Here is an 18,140-nt window from a genome sequence, read left to right as displayed (position 1 = left end):
ATGCGGCCCGCCATTCGCTCCGGGTGAAACTCTTCCAAGGCGTCCAGATGCTCGCCCACGCCGATGAACTTGATCGGCACGCCCGTCACGGCCTTGACGCTCAAGGCGGCGCCGCCACGGGCGTCGCCGTCGAGCTTGGTCATGATGACGCCGTCGAGCTCCAACGCTTCGTTGAACGCCTTGGCACTAGTCACGGCGTCCTGGCCCGTCATGGCGTCGACCACCAGATAGACCTGCTCGGGGCTGACGCGGCGGTCGATCCGCTTGAGCTGCTCCATCAACTCGTGATCGATGTGCAGCCGACCGGCCGTGTCGAGCACCACCACCTGTGCCTCGACCTGCGGGGCATATTTCACCGCGTTCTGACAGACGGCCACGGGATCGGTGGCGCCCTCTTCGGCATAGACGGGCAGGCCAAGCTGCTCGCCGATGACCTGCAATTGGTGAACGGCCGCCGGACGCTGCAAGTCGGCGGCCACCAACAGCGGCTTGCGGCCGCGGCTCTGGATCATGCGGCCCAGCTTGCCGCAGGTCGTCGTCTTTCCGGAGCCTTGCAGACCGCACAGCATCAGCACCGTGACGTCGGCGCGGAGATGGAGCGAGTGATCGACCGGCCCCATCAGGTTGACCAGTTCCTGATGCACGATGCCCACGACTTGCTGTTCGGGCCGCAACGAGCGGAGCACCTGTTCGCCCACCGCCTGCTCGGTGACGCGGCCCATAAACTCCTGCACCACATCGACGCTGACGTCGGCCTCGAGCAGGGCCTGCCTGACAAGCTGCAGACCCTCGCGCATATTCGCTTCGGTCAACCGGGCTTTGCCGGTGAGCGAGCGGAACGCGGAACTGAGACCTTGCTGCAGCGACTCGAACATGACGCTTAGGGCGGAACGGGGAAAACTCGTATGTTAGCAATTTTCCATGCCGCTTGCAAAGCGTTCGTGATTCAGCGTGCAACGTCGCTTTTGGCATCCCGATTGCAGAATAACTGCTCGACAGTCGCTTTCTCTGGACCGAGAAGAGGCAATTCGGAACTGAGGAAGGCGTTGTCCGGGGCCGGCAAGAAGAAGAGGCAAAGTAACAGTTCGGCTGCGATAATGCTGGGAAATATCACAAAACGGCGACTTTCGGAACAAGAGAAGCCGGCTTCCCGGAGCGTTGGACGCAAATCCGGCGCGTAAGCAACCGCGAGCGGGTCGGGAGCTTGGAAACCCAAGCTCCCGGCTCGACTGTTGCATTTCGCTGTTGCATTATGCAACGCATGTATCGAAACGATACATTTCACCTTTAAGTTTTGATGCGTGGCTGGGCAGAGCGCCACAGGGGTTAAGCAAACAGCTCGTTGCGTAAGCGATGGGCGCTTGCCAACTCGCTGGCCCCATCTTACCGTGCTTTTCGTTTGCAAGCGCCTTCCGGGCGCGGTACGAATGGCATTTGTTTCAGCAAAGTTTTGTGTGTCGTTGCCCAGAGGAGATTCTCGCCCATGGTCCTGTCGTCGCGTGGTTTGAAGAGTTGCCTTGTCGCGTGCGTGGCTGCCGGCCTCGCCGGCTGGCTCGTCGCCGAAGAGTATCAAAGCGGCCGGATTTGGCCGGAGCCGAAGGCCGTGACGCCCGGCGAAAACGGTGCGCCGCCGTCGGACGCCCTTGTCCTCTTCGATGGGCACGATCTCTCCCAGTGGCAAGGCGGCGAGAAGTGGCTTATCGAGAAGGGCGTGGCCACCGCCAAAGGAGGAACCATCACGTCCAAGCAGGCTTTCGGAAGCTGCCAACTCCACGTCGAGTGGGCCGCGCCCGCGGAAGTGAAAGGCACGGGACAGGGCCGGGGCAACAGCGGCATCTACCTGCAAAGCCATTATGAGGTCCAGGTTCTCGACTCGTACGACAACCAGACCTACTTCGATGGGCAGGCCGGCTCGATCTACAAGCAGTGGCCGCCTTTGGTGAACGCCTGCCGCAAGCCCGGCGAGTGGCAAAGCTACGACATCCTTTTCGACGCCCCAAAGTTCGACGCCACGGGCAAGCTGCTCAGGCCGGGCTACGTGACGGTGCTGCACAACGGCGTCGTGGTCCAGAACCATTCGGAACTGCTCGGCACAACCGCCTGGGACCGGGCGCCGGCCTATGAGCCGCACCCAGAGAAGCTGCCGTTGCAAATCCAAGATCACGGAAATCCGGTGCGGTTTCGGAACATCTGGATCCGGGAGCTGGCCGATCGCCCAGAACCGCAAGTGGCTTCGGCCGCTGTCTCAAGGTCGCCGTGATTACGGTTCCCAACCGCGCTCCTCAAACGCCTTGTGCGGATCGCGGCCGGCCTGCTGTTCGACCTGCCAGAGCTTGAAAAACTTGCTCTCGCGCCAACGACGCTGGCTCTCTTCGGCCCATTTGCTCACCACGTCTTCGTATTCGCCCGCCTCGATCATCTCACGGGCAAGCTGGGCACCGAGAATGATGTTGTGGCACATGCCGCAGATTTCGCCGTCGTCGTCCACCATTTCGTCGCTGCGGGCCATGCGCTGCAGGAAGTCCTGGTCGCTCATCGCGCCTTGCCCGGCCAGCACTTTGGCCAGCTCCAGCGAATCTTCGGCCGATTGCCGGTAGTCTTCGGAGGTCCGCTCGTCGTCGGGTTTTCGGTTGGTCGGCATGGGTGAATCTCGACGGGTTCGTGCAGGTGGCAATCCGCGCAAGGCGGATCGCATTTAGTCTACCGCCAGTCCGAGCCTCCCGGCCAGAGGCCGCTTGATGTAATTCACGCGGCCGAGAATGAGATGCTTTGCCGCTAGGAAAAGCGGTGGCTGGGGCAGAGCTTGGCCAGATAGCGGGTGGCGTCTTCAATAGCGTGGCGGCCAAGCGATGCCCCGGTGCGTCCAACCGGGGCATCGCCTGGCCGCCGAGATGAACGAACTGCCAGCCTCGACTTGGCCAGGCTCTGCCCCAGCTACCGCCGACGTCTCACTCTCATCCTCGGTCGCGGCCAACCACGGTCCCATTTTCGGCAGACTCGTCTTGACCCAGTCCGGCCCAGGCGGATACTGGTGCGCAAAGGAACATCCGCACGCGAAGGGATTCGCACCATGCTCGCCGATGACTGCGATCTGGCCGGCCTGTCGACGGGCGTGGCCTCCGCCAGACATAACGCGCCGACCGACTTTTGGCAGCCCGAAGACGACGCCGACGTGCTCGCCGCCACGTGTTCGGGCGGCGGCAATCGCGGGTCGAGCGCCGCCGTTTCCGTCGTGTTCTCGTTCTTTAACGAACAGGACGTGCTGCCGGAGTTGATCCGCCGCACGTGCGCCGTTTTCGACGGACTCTGCCAGTCGGGCACGATCGGCGACTATGAGTTGATCTTCGTCAACGATGCCTCGACCGACGGTTCTGAACAACTGCTGCGGGCCGAGATCGAGCGGCGGCCGAAGGTGCGGCTGGTGAACATGTCGCGCAATTTCGGCGTGTCGCCTTGCGTGCTGTCGGGCATGCGCCATGCCCGTGGCGACGCCGTGATCTACATGGACGCCGACTTGCAAGATCCGCCCGAAGTCATCCCGGATCTGGTGCGAGTGTGGCAACGGGACCCAGAGGTCGACGTCGTCCACACGGTGCGCCGCTCGCGGGCGGGCGAAACGCGGCTCAAGCTGGCGGTCACGCGGCTCGGATATGCCATCCTGCGGGCGGTGTCGACGATCGACTTGCCACGCGAGGCGGGCGATTTCAAACTCCTCTCGCGGCGGGCCGTCGATCTGGTGACCCAGTTTCACGAACAGCGACCGTTCCTGCGCGGCCTTGTCTGCTGGATCGGCTTGAAGCAGGCCAAGGTCTATTACTCGCGGCAGGCCCGTTGGTCGGGCAAAACCAAGTTTCACGTGCTGGGACTGAAGGTCATCCGCAACTTCATCGACTCCGCCCTGATCTCGTTCTCCGACCTGCCGCTCAAGCTGTCGATGGCCGCCGGGTTGTTCTTCTCGGCGGCGGCGTGCGTTTATTTCGTGTGGCTGCTGGCCGGTTGGCGGCGCGGCGCGGACGTGCCCGCCTGGTCGGCCACGTTGGCGGCGGTGTTTTTTATGGGCGGCGTGCAACTGATTTGCGTCGGCATTCTGGGAACCTATATCGCGTCGATTTTTCTGGAGTCGAAGAAGCGGCCGAATTATATCGTCCGCGACACGCTGGGCTTCGACGACCCGCTGGCCCCTTCATCGCTCATCCCTCATCCCTCATCGCAATCGTGTCGATAGCCAGCCACATCTCGCATCGGCCTCCGCTCGGACGGCGCTCGCCTGCGCGCCCATTGCGACCAAGCGCGCGAAAGGCCCGCTGGCTGGCGGCCGATTCGAACCGCCGCGCGAAGCCGTCCGTTGACTATGGCGACGTGGCGTCGGTGTTGTTCGTCGGCGCTGTCTGCGGGCTGTACTTCGGGCTGACCTGTGGCTGGCAAATCGCCGTGGAAAGCGCGCAAGTGGTGGCCGGCGTGGTCGAGTATCCGGCCAACAACCCGTTCTACATGTACCACATCAAAGCCTGGACGCTGCTGCACCAGTTGCCGGCCCTGTTGCTGGCGTGCGGAGTTTCGGAACGCGTGCTCTCGATGCTTATCGCCTGTGCGGCTTCGGTGCTCGTGGAGCAGGCGCTGGGGCTGATCACCTACGCCTTCAGCCGCGACCGGCTGGTGGCCTGCATGGTGCCCATGCTCTATCTGGCGACCAACGTCTGCAAAGGGTGCGGCGCGGTTTATCCGCTGTTCATCGTGCCCGACGAGTATTGGACCAGCTACGGCGTGACGGGCACGGCTTGCACACTCTTCGTCTGGTCGCTGTGGGGGCTTGGCCTGCGGCGCGCCGCCGCTCTGCTGTGCGGTCTCGCACCCGCCGTACACCCGGCGCTGGGCGGATGGTGCGTGCTGACGACGGCAGTGGCGATGCTTTGGAGTTGGCGATCGGCCGTGGCGAGCGGGAGGCGTGAGCCTCCCGGTAGTACCATTGCCGGCATCGAGTCCGCGGTCCGCCGCCCGCAATTGGAAAGGGAAACCACCGGCACGCTGACGCCGGCCGCTCGCCACGGCCGCTGGTTCGCGGCCGGGCTCGTGGTCACCGCCGTCAGCTTCTGCGTGCAACAGTTTCTCGCCCGCGGACTGCCCGCGGCCGACCCGGTGCAATCGAAACAACTCCTGGCCGCGTTCGTCGAAGGCTGGGACAACCACCGCGTACCGTTTCCGCTGGGCAGCGTCGATTGCCAATTTGGTTGGGCGTTGCTGATGCTTTGTGCGGTTGTGCAGGCGTGGTTCGCCGAGAAGCTGCCGCGCGAGTCGCGGCTCCTGCTGCGCATCCTGCTCATTTCCGCATTGGGAAGCCTGTCGCTCTGTGCGCTCACGCACTTCTCGCGCTGGCTGCCCCTGGCCGTAATGATGGCGATGCCGGGCAGGTTCATCAACCTGGCGGTCATCGCCTACCCGGCGGTGCTGATCGGCTTGTTGGCCCGTGGGCGACGCGTGTGGTCGATCGACGTGCTCTTGGCCGGCTTGTCGCTGTTCTGCTTGCTGCGAACGCTGATGCTCTCCAAGCAACTCATCTACGTGCCCGCCGCGCACAAGGTGTTTATTGCCAGCGGTCTGATTCTGGTTTACGTCTTGGCGTCGCATTCGCACGTTGCGGCGAGCTACCGTGTGCGGCAGTTCGTGCGCTGCGGTGCGCTGGCGTGTATCGTGGTTGCGGGTTGGCTGTGGAAGAGCGACCTGCACCTGGCTGTCCTGCTTTGGTCGGCGGTGCCGGTACTATGGCTGCTGCAGCGACTCGACCGCCTTGCATGGCCCAGCGTCGCTACGGCTTTGCGGACCGGCACGTTGGCTTGCTTGTGGCTGGCGTTTCTCGTCAAAGGCGGTACTTGGCTCGGTGTCGGCTGTTTGCTTATGTGCCACAGCCGTAGGGTGGGACCAGCGAGCTTGCGAGCGCCGGCCCACCGTAATCGACGTCGCCAACGGTGGGCCGGCGCTCGCAAGCTCGCTGGTCCCACCCTACGTTCTCTACCCCAGCCACCGAGCGCGTGGCGCATGGCGGCGGTTGTCGCATGTTTTGCGCTGGTCGCCGGGCCGCTGATCCAACGCGCGCAGGCGGGCTTTCGGCTGTTCGACGTGGCCGAGAACGACCCGGTCATCGTGGCTGCGCGGCAACGATCGGGCATGTTGCTCGTCGTTCCGCGCATGTGGCTGGTGCAGTTGCGCACGCGCCGCGCGGTGCTGCTCAACGGCGAGGCGATGAACCAGATCACCTACGTTCCGGAGTCGGGGCCGGCGATGAACCACATCGTCAAGCGGGTTTACGGCGACGACATCCTCACGCCCCGTCCGCAGTGGTGGCAGAATTGGGGCGGCTTGATGGAGCACAGCGGTTTTGAGCTTTGGCAAGCGCGCGACACGGCCGATTGGCGCCGGCTCGGCCGTGAGTTCGGTTTCACCAACGTCCTCACCGGCCGCGAATGGAAGTTGCAGTTGCCGGTCGTCGCCCACAGCGAAAAGTTGATTCTCTACGGCGTGCCGTAACTTGAAGCGTTTCGGAACGGTTTGCGCCATCAAAGTAAGGTGGGACCAGCGAGCTTGCGAGCGCCGGCCCACCGTTTGACGGCGTCGTTTTTTTACGACGTCGCTTACGGTGGGCCGGCGCTCGCAAGCTCGCTGGTCCCACCCTACAGTTAAACGCGCAAGCTAATCATTGCTCTTGGCCGCGGCGCTCGACTTCGGTTAGAACACCCAGCGTTTGGAAGGAGCCTTTAGCGCATCGGTGCGGTTATGGAAAGCAGCCTAGCAGCCGTGGCGGATAACGACTCGCGGCACTCCGCCTGGTCGGCGCCGCCGGCCGTGAAGCTCGTCGCGCGTCTCGCCATCTCGCTGGCGATCGCCGCCGCGATCGTCCATGAAACGTGCTTGATCTTCGACCTGACGAGGCGCACCTACGGCGAAGGCCCCATTTTGGCCATGTGCGAACGAATGCGAGCGGAACCGGTGTCGGCTTCCTGGATGCGGGAGCTGCCCTACGGTTTGAGTTGCTACGGACCGGCCTATTATTGGGTCACCAACCTGGTGGTCCGACTCAGCGGTTGGCAGCACAGCTTTATTCCCGGCCGCATCGTCGCCCTGGCGTGCGGCCTGGCCACGGCCGCGCTGGCCGGCCTGACCGCGCGGCGGCACACCCGCAGCAGCGAAATCGGCCTGTTGGCCGCGTCGATGTTTCTCGTTTCGCTCCCCTTCGTCGACTGGCTTCCTTTCGCGCGGGTCGACACGCTGGCGGTGATGTTTTCCGCGGCCGCTTACTGGGCGGTGGGGCGTGACGTGCGGAGCATCGTCGTGGCCGCGGTGTGCGTGGCGGCCGGCTCGTTGGCCAAGCCGACGGCCGCCCTGACCGCCGTTCCTATTTTCGCGCATCTGCTGGCCACACGGCGGTATCGTGAGGCGGCATGGTTCGCCGCCTGGGTGGTCTCGCTGGGCGTGGCGGCCTGGGCCGCGGTGCAATGGGCGACGGGCGGGTTTTTCCTGACGGCGGTCCTGCTCGGCAACATCAACCCCATGTCGCTGTGGAAGGGCTACGCCACGAGTTACGAATTCTTGCCAACGCCACTGGCCACCGGCGCGTTTCTGACGGCCACCTGGTTGGTGCTCTCGTCGCCGCGGCGATTCATGCAGTCGCTGTTCAGCCTGGGCTTCGCGATCAACTTCGCCATTTCGGCGCTGCTCTGCGCCAAGCGCGGCGCCGAGATCAACTATTTTTTGGAACCGGCCCTCTTGGCCAGCCTGGCCATCGCCGTCGATGGCCTGCCGCGGTTGCTCGAACTCGACGCGCGTCGCGCCATGGCGGCGATGGCCGTTTTGGCCGCCCTGATCGCGGTGCCCAGTGCCCGTGAAGTCAGGGCCGTTTATCGCTCGCTGCCGGCGCGGCCGACGTGGTTCGCACTGGTGCGGCAATGGTTGGCCGACGAGCCTGCCGACGTGGGCCTGTTGGCCGACGCGAAAGTGATCGACATGGTGTTGGAAGCCGGCCACCGGCCGCTTGTGAACGATCCCTATCTTTACACAATGATGGTCGGCAACGGCACGCTCGAGTCGTCGCCCTTGATGGAGCGAATGCGCGACGGGCGTATCAAGTGGCTCTTTTTCCACCGCACGCTTCCCTATCATCTGGGCACCATCGAACGCGACACGCATTCCTGGCCCCCGGAAGTGATCGAGGCCCTGCCGCGGTTCTATGAGCCGGTGGCCGAAGAGCAGGGACTCTATATCTACCGCCATCGAAAGTACGGCCGGCAGCTCGCGTCGTCACCGGCCGCGAGGGAGTTCTAGGAGGATGGCCTTCCCAGGCCGTCACGGCAATAAAACAACTTCATTGGCATGGACCGCATCCTAAAACTCGCCGTCCGCACCGCCTTGTTGCTCTGCGTCGCGGCCATCGCGGCGTTTCAGACGTACCGGGTGTTTCACCGCCATCGCAGCTACGGTGAAGGACCGATCGTCGCCCTGGCCGAACGGATGCGCACGGATCCGGTGTCCGCGTCCTGGCTGAGCGAGCCGCCCTACGCACTGACCTGTTACGGCCCGGCCTACTATTGGGCTATCAACGCCGTGGCGGAGGCGGGCGGATGGCGGAACAGCCTGGTGCCCGGCAGACTGGTATCGCTCGTTGCGGCGCTGGCGGCGGCGGCGTTGGCCGCGTTGGCCGCGGGGCGGCAGACGAGAAACTTCGACCTGGGCCTGCTGGCGGCGATCTTGTTTTTGGTGTCGTTGCCGGTCAGCGAGTGGCTGCCGTACGCGCGGGTCGATATGCTGGCGATCGCCTTTTCCGCCGCCGCTTATCTGGCCGTGGGGCCGGGCCGCCGGCGTCTGGCCGCTTCGGCGCTGGCCATCGCGGCCGGATCGCTGGTCAAGCCGACCGTGGCCTTGAACGCTCTGCCCATCGCGGCGCACCTCGCGGCCACCCGCCGCTGGCGCGATGCCGGTTTTTTCGTGAGTCTGGTGGCTGGGCTGGGGGCCGTCGCGTGGGGCGCGGTCCACTGGGCCAGCGACGGCTTTTTCCTGTCGGGCGTGTTGCTGGGCAACCGCAACCCCATGTATCTCTGGCGGGGCTATCTCTTCACCCACCAATTCTTGCTTTCGCCGCTGGCCGTGGGGGCACTGATGGTGGTGGCCTGGCGGTTCGTCGCTTCGCCGCAACGTTTCGCACAGTCGCTCTTCGGTTTGGGGTTTGTGCTCAGCCTGGCGATGTCGGCCGTACTGGTCTGCAAGCGCGGCTCGGAGATCAATTACTTTTTAGAAACGGCGCTTTTGGCCGCTCTGGCCATTGTGGTCGACGGAGCGGCCTGGCTCTGGACGCTCGACGCGCGTCGCACGCGGCTGGCCGTCGGCCTGTTGGCCGTTGTTCTGGCGGTGCCGCATCTCCGCGAGATTCGGCGGCGCGGCCGCTCGCCGACCAAGGAATCGCCGTCTTACGAAACGGCCCAGCGCTGGCTGGCCGGTGAAACGTCCGACGTCGGCCTGTTGGCCGATGGACGCATGGTGCAGGTGGCGCTGGCCGCCGGCCACCGTCCCTGGTTGAACGATTCGTTTCTCTACATGTTGCTCGTCGACAACGGAACGCTCGACGCCGCGCCGCTGGTCGAACGTTTGCGCGACGGGCGCATCAAGTGGCTGTTCCTCCGCAAAACGTTGGAAGAGCATCGCGAGGCCATCGACAGCAACACCGACTGCTGGCCGTTGGAGGTCATCGAGAGCTTCCCTCGTTACTATGAGTTCGTCGAGGAGAGCGACGGGCTATACATCTACCGTCACCGCCGCTTCGGCGACTCTGTGGCCGGTGCTGCCGCCGATGACGCTACGGCGGACGTCGGGAAAGTCAATCAGAGGTTTGGCGAACTCAAGCTTGCTAGATCGAAGTCGATCGCAGTAGAATTGCCATGGGCACCGGTGCCGATCAAGGAGAAGAGCAGTGGCAGTATTCAAGAACGCCGAAATCCGACAGGCTGGCCAGGTGATTCGCGCTAACGTCGAGGTCGACAGTTCCGTTCCTATCACGGGTCCGTCGGCGGGAAACGTTGGGTGGAGCGGAGTACTTCGACCGCCAAACAACACAGGGCTCATGCCGGGCGAAACATACACTCTTGTGATACCAGGTTTTTCGCCAGCGAGGATAGAGATCACAGGCGAAGCCAACCCCGTTGATGGCTCGGTGACTTTCAAGGGAATTGGCGAATTGTCCGTGAGCGTACCTTCACGACACGTTCAACATGTCCGATGATCATCGAACAGGCATTTGTTGCGCTGCCCGAATTGCTCTTGGGAAACCACTACGCTGTTCAGCAGTACGAGGCTGGCATCATTGGCGTCCTAAGCATGGCGATATTGCAAGAGCTGAATGGCAGAAACGTTGGCCATCCGATACAGCATCTGCAGGCAGAACGGCGGTACGATCCGGCGTTACCGCGTCGTGTCGATCTTTACGTCAATACTCGGCGGTTGATGGTCGCGAACCGGAGGCTTGGCAATTACGGTTGGCGGCACCACAATTGGGTGGAAGCAAAGTTCTACCGCAACAAGTCCTCCCTCCAGCGTCATGCCACGAATAAGGCATCCTATCAGGGCCAATTGATTGCCGACCTGATACGACTCACATGCTTGGTGCCATTGGCTTTGGGGGATCGGGACTCGAACGGCCGTTATTTTCTCCATGTCTACGACGACGAGCCCAAATACTACCTGGCTTATCAAGATCGTCCTTGGGTTAGGGCACTTCACCAAGCGGGTCGGCAAGATATTGTTATCAATCAGTTAACGGCAGAATCCGGTACCGCGAAGAATCAATTCGGGGAAGGACTGCAACAGTTGCAGATGCAGGCAACTGTGACAAATCTTGTCAATTTTCCTATCACGGCACCGGATGATGTAACACACTATTGGTGCGTCTTGACCCGGTTTGATGCCTTCTCGGTTACCCTCGACCAATGGTCATTTCAGGTTCACTCGAATCGAGTCACTTGGGAGAATCAACTGGGAGCCTATGCTCACATCGCGAATAGCGTGAGTGAGCAACTTGGCGTAACAAAGCCGAGCGAAGCCCCATGAACGACTTTCTTGCCGTCGAGCGACAACAGCCCAGAGGCGCGGTGGCGTCTGGAGGCGGGAACTCGCCACCGGATCGCTGCCAGTGATGCGGACGCACGCGGCTTACGGTGGCGAAATGCCGAAGTCTTCGATCGTCAGCAGACTGCTGAAGAGGTAGCCGCGCTTCGCAAAGGCGGCGGCTCCGGCTTCCATCCGGTCGATGATGGCGATGACGCGCGTCACCACCAGGCCAAACTCTTCGGCCCGCTCGATGGCCAAGAGCGACGAGCCGCCCGTCGTCACCACATCTTCGACGATGGCCACGCGGTCGCCCGGCTGCACGGGACCTTCGATAAAACGCTGCGTTCCATGTCCCTTGGCCTCTTTGCGGACCAAGAAGCCCGCCAGCGGCAGCCCGCGCACGCCCGCTATGGTGACGACCGCGGCGGTGATCGGATCGGCCCCGATGGACATGCCGCCGACGGCAGCCGGAAGGTCGCCGGCCAGCAGGTCGAGAATCCCTTCGCCCACGAGCCGGGCGCCGGCGGCATCGAGCGTCACCTGTTTGCCGTCGAGGTAATAGCTTGCTTTCTTGCCGGAGGCGAGCGTGAAATCGCCGAACTTCAGCGCCTTGTCGCGCACCAGGGTCATCAAAGCCTGTTTGTCGTACATGGTCGTCGGACCTTTCAAGTGAACTTGCCCGTCTCTTCAGCAAGCCGGACGTTCAAGGTTCGTCTGGGTGCCTTGTTGTCTTGGCGGGCAGATGCCGCGTGAACCACTCTACCTGGGCGGGCAATACTTGAGCCAGTCCCGGCTCTTCATAGAAATCGAAATGGCCGCCCTCGACCTGCAACAGCTTTTTCGGCTCGCCGGCCGTGGCGAAGGCGCGAAGCTGCTCGTCGGTGAAACAATAGTGGTCGCGGCTGGCCACGACCATCAACAGCGGCGTCGGCGCAATCCGCGGGATGACAGGCCGCACCGAATCGCGCAACCCCGCGATCACCGAACGCACCGTCACCTCGTTCTTCCATGCGGGCGCCAGCTTCGCCGTCCGCTGCTTCCACTGCCACGCTTCCTTGCCGGGCAGTGTGGCCGGGCCGCCGCCGGCACTGACGACCGGAATCATCAACGTTTGGCCAGGCAGCAGCAGTTGCCGCACGATCAGCCTTGCCGCGTGCCACACTTCGCTGAACATGCCGCGGCGCAGCCAGCGCAGCGTCGTCGAACGCACGCCGACGGCCGGCACATGCGCGACCACCGCTTTGACGCGGCGGTCTTCGGCGGCCACCACCAGCACGTGCCCGCCGCTGTAGGACGTGCCAAACAGGCCGATGCGTTCGGGATCGACCTCGGGTTGCGAGGCGACCCACGTGATGGCGTTTTGGTAATCGCGGCGTTGCTCGTCGGGCAGAATCTGGCCGCGCGGTTCCCCTTGGCTGCCGCCCAGATAGCGATAATCGAACACCAGCACGACGAAGCCCGCCGCGGCGAAGGCATCGGCGAAGTTCGCCAGGCACATCTCTTTCACGCCCGACCAGCCGTGGGCCATGACGATCGCCGCTCGCCGCTCGCCGGGCGCCAGATCGGCCGGCACGTAGTACCAGGCGGCACACGAAAGTCCCTGGCTTTCGAAACGCACGTCCCGGCGATGAAAGGGGGTGGGCATACCGATGTTACCGCGATTCGGCCGATAAATCCGCGGCCAACAGCTCCTCGTCGTTGCGGGCAAACACGTGGCGGTAGGCGAACGCCGGATGCGACCAGCAAACGCCGCCCCGCTCGTTGAGCTGCTCGCGCGTGGGTTCGATGAGCTTCGCTCGGCTGATCTCCTCGTAGCCTTTAGGCGAAAGCTTGGTGATCAGTAGCTCGCCACGTTCGGTGAACATCCAAATCTTGCCGTGGTTTTCGACCATGTGAATGTTGAACCACCGCCGCAGCCGAGGGTTGTCTTGGAATTCGGGCGGAATTGGGTCGAGGCTTTCCCACAGGCGGTCGCCCGTGTCGCCCTCCAGGCAGCGCAGCTCCCCGTAGCTGTCGACGCCATACACGAAGTTGTCTTTCATGTACGGCGTGCCGATCAGCGATTGCAGACTGTCGGTATGCTGCTCGCTGAGGCCGACGCGCCGCCAGATTTTTTCGACGGCGGGCTTCTTTTCGTCCAGCCGCAGCATGAGCGAGCCGTCGTAAAACGCGGTGACAAACAGGTGATCGCCTTCGACGACGGGCGTGGAGATGGCCAGCACCATCTTCGACGGCGGAAAGGGGTAGGCCCACAGCACTTTGCCGGTGGGCGGATCGAGTCCGGCCACGTGTTGGCCGGTCCAGCAGACCAGCACGCGGCGGCCGGCCTGCTCGATCACGATCGGGGCGGCATACGAGGCGTCGTCTTGCATGGCCCGCCAACGTTTTTTGCCCGTGACCTTGTCCAACGCCACCAGGCAAGCGTTTTCGCCGCCGACTTGCAGGATCACAAGGTCGTTTTCGATCAACGGCGAGGCGGCCAGCCCCCAGATGGGCATGCGAATTCGGTATTCGCGGTCGAGATCGAGCTTCCAAAGAATTTTGCCGCTGGCCGCGTCGAAGCAGAAGAAGTGGCCCATGGCGCCCAGCGAATACACGCGCCCTTCGTCGATGGCGACCGCTGCCCGCGGGCCGGCGGTATAGCCGACGTCGCGATACTCGCAGTCGTAGGCGTGCGACCAGATTTTTTCGCCGGTCTTCCAATCGAAGCAGTGGACCCGCTCGATCTGCTTGGGTTCGGCCACGCGGTCGGTGACAAAGACGCGGCCGTCGGCGACGGTGGGTCCGCTGTAGCCGCTGGAAATCGGCACCCGCCAGCGCGGCTTGATGTGCGAAGCATCAAACTTTTCGACGAGGCCCGTCTCGTGCCAGACGCCGTCTCGCGTCGGGCCACGCCACTGCGGCCAATCGTCGGCGCGCAGGGCCGACGAACCGACCCCGGCGGCCAACACCGCCCACCAGAACGAACGGATCAAGTTTGCGCTCACGATGGTTTTCTCCTCTGCCGGCAACGGCCGGCGACTGCAAGTTAAGGTCTGGCACTGAGATGTTTGATTGTAGGTAGGGCAGGCGACTCTTCAACCCTTGGGAACCGTGGTTGCTGAGACAAATGGCGGTGGCTGGGGCAGAGCCTGGGCCGGTGAAAACTTGGGCTTTTGCATGGGTTGGCGGTATTTTGCTTAAACGGTTTTTGTTCCGGCGAAGCGTAAGGTGGGACAAGCGAGCTGGCGAGCGCCGGCCCACCGAAAGCGACGTCCAACACGGTGGGCCGGCGCTCGCAAGCTCGCTTGTCCCACCTTACGACCACGTGCCCAGAAGAGTTAATCCTTTGCAAAAAGCCGCGTAGGTGCGCCGCCGCGTGTCGGCTAGAATCGGGGCGGTTCCAACCGTCTCGGAAAAGGAAAGAAGCCATGGATGGCCAGCTCGGGCGGCGATTTTTCGTGCTTTGTTGCCGCGTCTCACTTGGGGCCTGCTTGTTCGCGTGCGCGGCAGGGCCGGCCGGTGCCTCGGACCAGCCGCCTCCCTGGCTGCGAGAAATGCAGGAAGACGCCGAACTGACCGATGTCGCCTTCGTCGACGCGCAGCACGGCTGGGCGGCCGGCGACCGGGGAGTGATCTGGGCCACCATCGACGGCGGCAAGCACTGGCGGGCACAATCGACCGGCCTGGCTTGCCGCTTGACGAGCATCCATTTTCTGAACGCCGAAAGCGGCTGGGCCGCCGGCGGCTGGTTCCATCCCTATACGCACACCAGCCGCGGCGTGCTGCTGCGCACGCGCGACGGCGGGCGGACCTGGGCCCAAGACAAAGGCCTGATGCTGCCGTCGCTGAAACGCGTCAAGTTTTTCAGCGGCAACGTCGGATGGGCCTGCGGCGAACCGTCGGCGCTTTTTCCCAGCGGCGTATTCGTCACCGACAACGGCGGACGCACTTGGGACCCGATGCTGGGAATGGATGGGCCGGGGTGGCTGGCCGCCGACTTTGTGGATCCGCACAACGGCGCGGCCGCCGGACGCGCCGGTACGCTGGCGGCGGTCCGCCGGCGAGCATTGCAGCCTGCCCGCACGCCGGGCTTCGGTCTGCGCGGCCTGAACCGGCTGAAGTTTTCGGGCGAGAAAGAAGGCTGGCTGGTGGGCGACGGCGGCCTGGTGTTGACCACGGCCGACCTGGGCGCGAGCTGGCAACTTCCCGCCGGCGATCCGGCTGCCGAGATCGGAGCCGATTTCGACTGGCACGCGCTGGAGATCCGCGGCTCGCGCCTCTGGATCGCGGGTTCTCCCGGCAGCAAGGTTCTGACCAGCCCCGACGGTGGAAAAACCTGGCAGGCGTTCGATACCGGACAGACCTTGCCGCTGCGTGCGTTGGCCTTCAGCGACAATTTGCACGGCTGGGCCGTCGGCGCGCTGGGTACGATCCTGGGCACGATCGACGGTGGGCGTACCTGGCAACGGCAGCATTCCGGCGGCACGCGCGCCGCCTGGCTGGCACTCTACGGGCGGGCCGAAGACGTTCCGCTGGAGCTGGCGGCGCGGCTTTCCGGAAACGAGGGCTATCTGGGCGCGGTGCAGCTTTTGATGCGGAGCGACGCGGATGCCGGCTCCGCCTCGCAAAGTCTGACCGAACGCAGTCACGCGGCGCTGGTCGAGGCCGGCGCCAGCCACGCTCAGACGGCCTGGAACTTTCCCTCTTCGCCCCCGGAGATCGCTCGCACGGCCGAACAGATTGTCGAGTCGTGGAACCGGCTCAACGACGGGGACGGAATCGACCGGGTGCAGGCGCAGGTCGTCGAGCAGATTCGCTGCTGGCGGCCGGAGATCGTCGTCACGCACGCCGCCAGCTTGAAAGGCGAAAGGCCGGCGGCCCATCTGATGAACCAAATCGTGCTGGGGGCCGTCGAGCAAGCGGCCGATCCGACCTGCTTCCCGGAGCAGATCGGCCAGATGGGCCTGCCGGCCTGGCAAGTGCGAAAAGTCTTCGGCAGCCTGCCCGACGGCCAGATTGGCGATCTCAATCTCTCGACCTCGCAGCTTGCGCAGCGGCTGGGCGAGTCGCTGGCCGACCGCGCGATGACTCCGCGCGGGCTGATTTTCGAGCGGTATGCCGCCGTGCCCGCCAACCTCGGTTTTCGGCTCTACGTCGACACATTGCCGCAGCGCGTGGGCGAACACGATTTCTTCAGCGGCATCGCGTTGCACCCCGGCGGCGACGCGCGGCGGATGATCAGCGAATTCTCGACGCAGGGCATCGATCTGCTGCGGCGCATGTCGCAGAAGCAGCGGAACGTGCAGGCCATGATCACGCGCTCGGAACGGGGACAGCTCGACTCGGCCCGCTACCTGGCGGAGATCAACGATCTCACCTCCGGCCTGGACGCGACGCGGGCGGGCAACGTCGTGTATCAGTTGGCCGAACATTACCGGCAGAGCGGCAAATGGGGCCTGGCCGCCGAAACGTTCGCACTGCTGGCCCAGCAGCATCCCGACCATCCGCTGTCCGAGGCGGCGCTGGTCTGGCTGGTGCGCTATTGGTCGAGCGGCGAGGTCGCCTGGCACCTGCGGCGCGCGGCCCAGGCGAGCGGGCGGCAAGCCACGGACGCGCAAGTCGCCGGTCAGGTGACCATGTTTCCGCCGGCCACCGCCCTGGGGCAGGTTTTGCCCGGCAGAAACCAGGTGGCGTCGCAGACCGACAGCGGGCAGATGCGCGGCCGCGCGCTGGTGATCGACAACACACTGGAGAGCGATTGGGCGGCGCGTGCCGCCGCTCTGGGCAAGCTGCTCGAGCAGCGCAGCCCGGCGACCTTTGCCGAGCCCACGGTCCGTTTTGCCCTGGCCTCGGCCCACCGCAAACAAGGGATGACCAAGCCGGCGGAACGGTATTATGACGACGTGACGCGTCTGCGGGCTCACGACGCCTGGTGGGCCTGCGCCGCCGGCGAGCACTGGCTGAACGATCCCAAAGATCAGCCGCCGAAAAGCGTGCTGCGCGCGGCCAGCGGTGCCAAGCCGCGACTCGACGGCCAACTTGACGACGACATCTGGCAGCATGCTCAGCGCGTCGACTTGAAAGGCCCGCTTCCGGAGGACGTCGATTGCCCGGCCAAGGCGATGCTGGCTTACGACGGCGAGTTCCTGTATTTGGCCGTCGAATGCCGGCAAGCACCGGGCGTGGCCTATGCGCCAAGCGAGTCTCCCCGGCCACGCGATCCGAATTTGGACGGTCAGGACCGCGTGGACTTCTATTTCGACCTCGATCGCGATTGGTCCACCTGGTTTCGTCTGAGCGTCGATCATCGCGGCTGGACGGGTGAAGCGTGCTGGGACGACGCGCGATGGAACCCGGAGTGGTTTGTCGCTGCCGGGCATCACGAAGAAACCTGGACGGTGGAAGCGGCCATTGCCTGGGCCGAGCTTGTTCCGCAGCCGCCGCACGCGCGTGAGGCGTGGGCTTTGGGCATTCAGCGCACCATTCCGGGCGTCGGCTTGCAGTCTTGGACGACGCCGGCCGCCGCCGCGGTTGTTCCGGAGGGCTTTGGGTATCTCATCTTCGACTGAGCCGAGCCAGCCACCAACCGTCGACGAAGCAGCGGCCGTACCGCGCCCTGCATCTCTCATGAATGCCGGCCAGCCCCTTCCGCGACGAATTCGAAGGCTGCCAAGACTTTCGAAGGCTGCCAACCGTTCTGGGCACTGCCACGTTTTTCCCGCGTTTTTTCGAAGGCTGCCAAGCAAATTGGAAGGCTGCCAAGACTGGGAGTCGGCCAACTGGCAACAGTTGCCAGTTGACGCCGGCGCTTGTGGGAAAAATTCAAGCATTCAGCGTCATGGCCCAGCGGCAACACCAATTCGGACATGCCTTTACAGCCTCGCGCGAACGCATCGACGTTCGCTTATAAAAGCTTTTAAGCCCGCAGTAAGTTGTCAAAGACCCGCGGCGACGCTTGAGCGCCGCGCTGCCCAACTCGTCACGAAGGGGCCGGCGTCGGACCGCCGCCCTAGTGCTCATCATCGCCAGGCGATGTGTTCTCAGCAGCCGAACGGCGGGCGGTGCGGCCGCCT

Annotated in this window: 12 protein-coding genes; 7 read left to right on the top strand and 5 right to left on the bottom strand. The window is 64.0% G+C overall.

Features of this window, described 5'->3' with window-relative positions:
• Positions 1-875, bottom strand: an 875-nt coding sequence (locus VNH11_11665; GenBank protein HVA47015.1) for a signal recognition particle receptor subunit alpha, incomplete at its 3' end; no start/stop codon positions are given.
• Between the two features lie 608 nt (positions 876-1,483).
• On the opposite strand from VNH11_11665, the gene VNH11_11660 reads away from it, so the two are divergent.
• Positions 1,484-2,260, top strand: coding sequence for a DUF1080 domain-containing protein (locus VNH11_11660; GenBank protein ID HVA47014.1), 777 nt, complete (start codon positions 1,484-1,486; stop codon positions 2,258-2,260).
• On the opposite strand, the gene VNH11_11655 is transcribed toward VNH11_11660, so the two are convergent.
• Positions 2,261-2,641 carry a hypothetical protein gene (locus VNH11_11655; protein HVA47013.1) on the bottom strand — a complete coding sequence of 127 codons (381 nt, stop codon included), beginning with the start codon at positions 2,639-2,641 and terminating at the stop codon, positions 2,261-2,263.
• A gap of 429 nt (positions 2,642-3,070) precedes the next feature.
• Between VNH11_11655 and VNH11_11650 the strand changes: the two genes are divergently transcribed.
• From VNH11_11650 to VNH11_11630, 5 genes are all read left to right on the top strand, one after another.
• Positions 3,071-4,225, top strand: a complete 1,155-nt coding sequence (locus VNH11_11650; protein ID HVA47012.1) for a glycosyltransferase family 2 protein — start codon at positions 3,071-3,073, stop codon at positions 4,223-4,225.
• A gap of 53 nt (positions 4,226-4,278) precedes the next feature.
• Complete coding sequence (locus VNH11_11645; protein HVA47011.1) at positions 4,279-6,522, top strand: hypothetical protein; 2,244 nt, start codon at positions 4,279-4,281, stop codon at positions 6,520-6,522.
• A 246-nt stretch (positions 6,523-6,768) separates the two neighbouring features.
• Positions 6,769-8,313, top strand: a complete 1,545-nt coding sequence (locus tag VNH11_11640) for a glycosyltransferase family 39 protein (protein HVA47010.1) — start codon at positions 6,769-6,771, stop codon at positions 8,311-8,313.
• Positions 8,314-8,361: 48 nt separating this feature from the next.
• A complete protein-coding gene (locus VNH11_11635) occupies positions 8,362-10,008 on the top strand; it encodes a hypothetical protein (GenBank protein HVA47009.1) in 1,647 nt (548 codons plus the stop codon).
• 249 nt (positions 10,009-10,257) lie between these two features.
• Positions 10,258-11,085, top strand: coding sequence for a hypothetical protein (locus VNH11_11630; protein HVA47008.1), 828 nt, complete (start codon positions 10,258-10,260; stop codon positions 11,083-11,085).
• A 102-nt stretch (positions 11,086-11,187) separates the two neighbouring features.
• Here the strand turns inward: VNH11_11630 and pyrE are convergent, their stop codons facing one another.
• Genes pyrE through VNH11_11615 form a run of 3 tightly spaced genes read right to left on the bottom strand, consistent with a single transcriptional unit; the run spans position 11,188 to position 14,072 of the window.
• Positions 11,188-11,736, bottom strand: coding sequence for an orotate phosphoribosyltransferase (gene pyrE, locus VNH11_11625; protein HVA47007.1), 549 nt, complete (start codon positions 11,734-11,736; stop codon positions 11,188-11,190).
• 52 nt (positions 11,737-11,788) lie between these two features.
• Entirely contained in the window at positions 11,789-12,730 is a 942-nt protein-coding gene (locus tag VNH11_11620) for an alpha/beta hydrolase (GenBank protein HVA47006.1), read from the bottom strand.
• 7 nt (positions 12,731-12,737) lie between these two features.
• Positions 12,738-14,072 (bottom strand): PQQ-binding-like beta-propeller repeat protein, encoded by a 1,335-nt coding sequence (locus VNH11_11615; protein HVA47005.1) that lies wholly within the window; start codon positions 14,070-14,072, stop codon positions 12,738-12,740.
• Between the two features lie 423 nt (positions 14,073-14,495).
• On the opposite strand from VNH11_11615, the gene VNH11_11610 reads away from it, so the two are divergent.
• Entirely contained in the window at positions 14,496-17,636 is a 3,141-nt protein-coding gene (locus tag VNH11_11610) for a YCF48-related protein (protein HVA47004.1), read from the top strand.
• The last annotated feature ends 504 nt before the right edge of the window (positions 17,637-18,140 follow it).

The organism is Pirellulales bacterium, from assembly GCA_035533075.1.
Taxonomy (GTDB): Bacteria; Planctomycetota; Planctomycetia; order Pirellulales; family JAICIG01; genus DASSFG01.
This window is presented reverse-complemented; position numbering and strand designations above follow the sequence as displayed.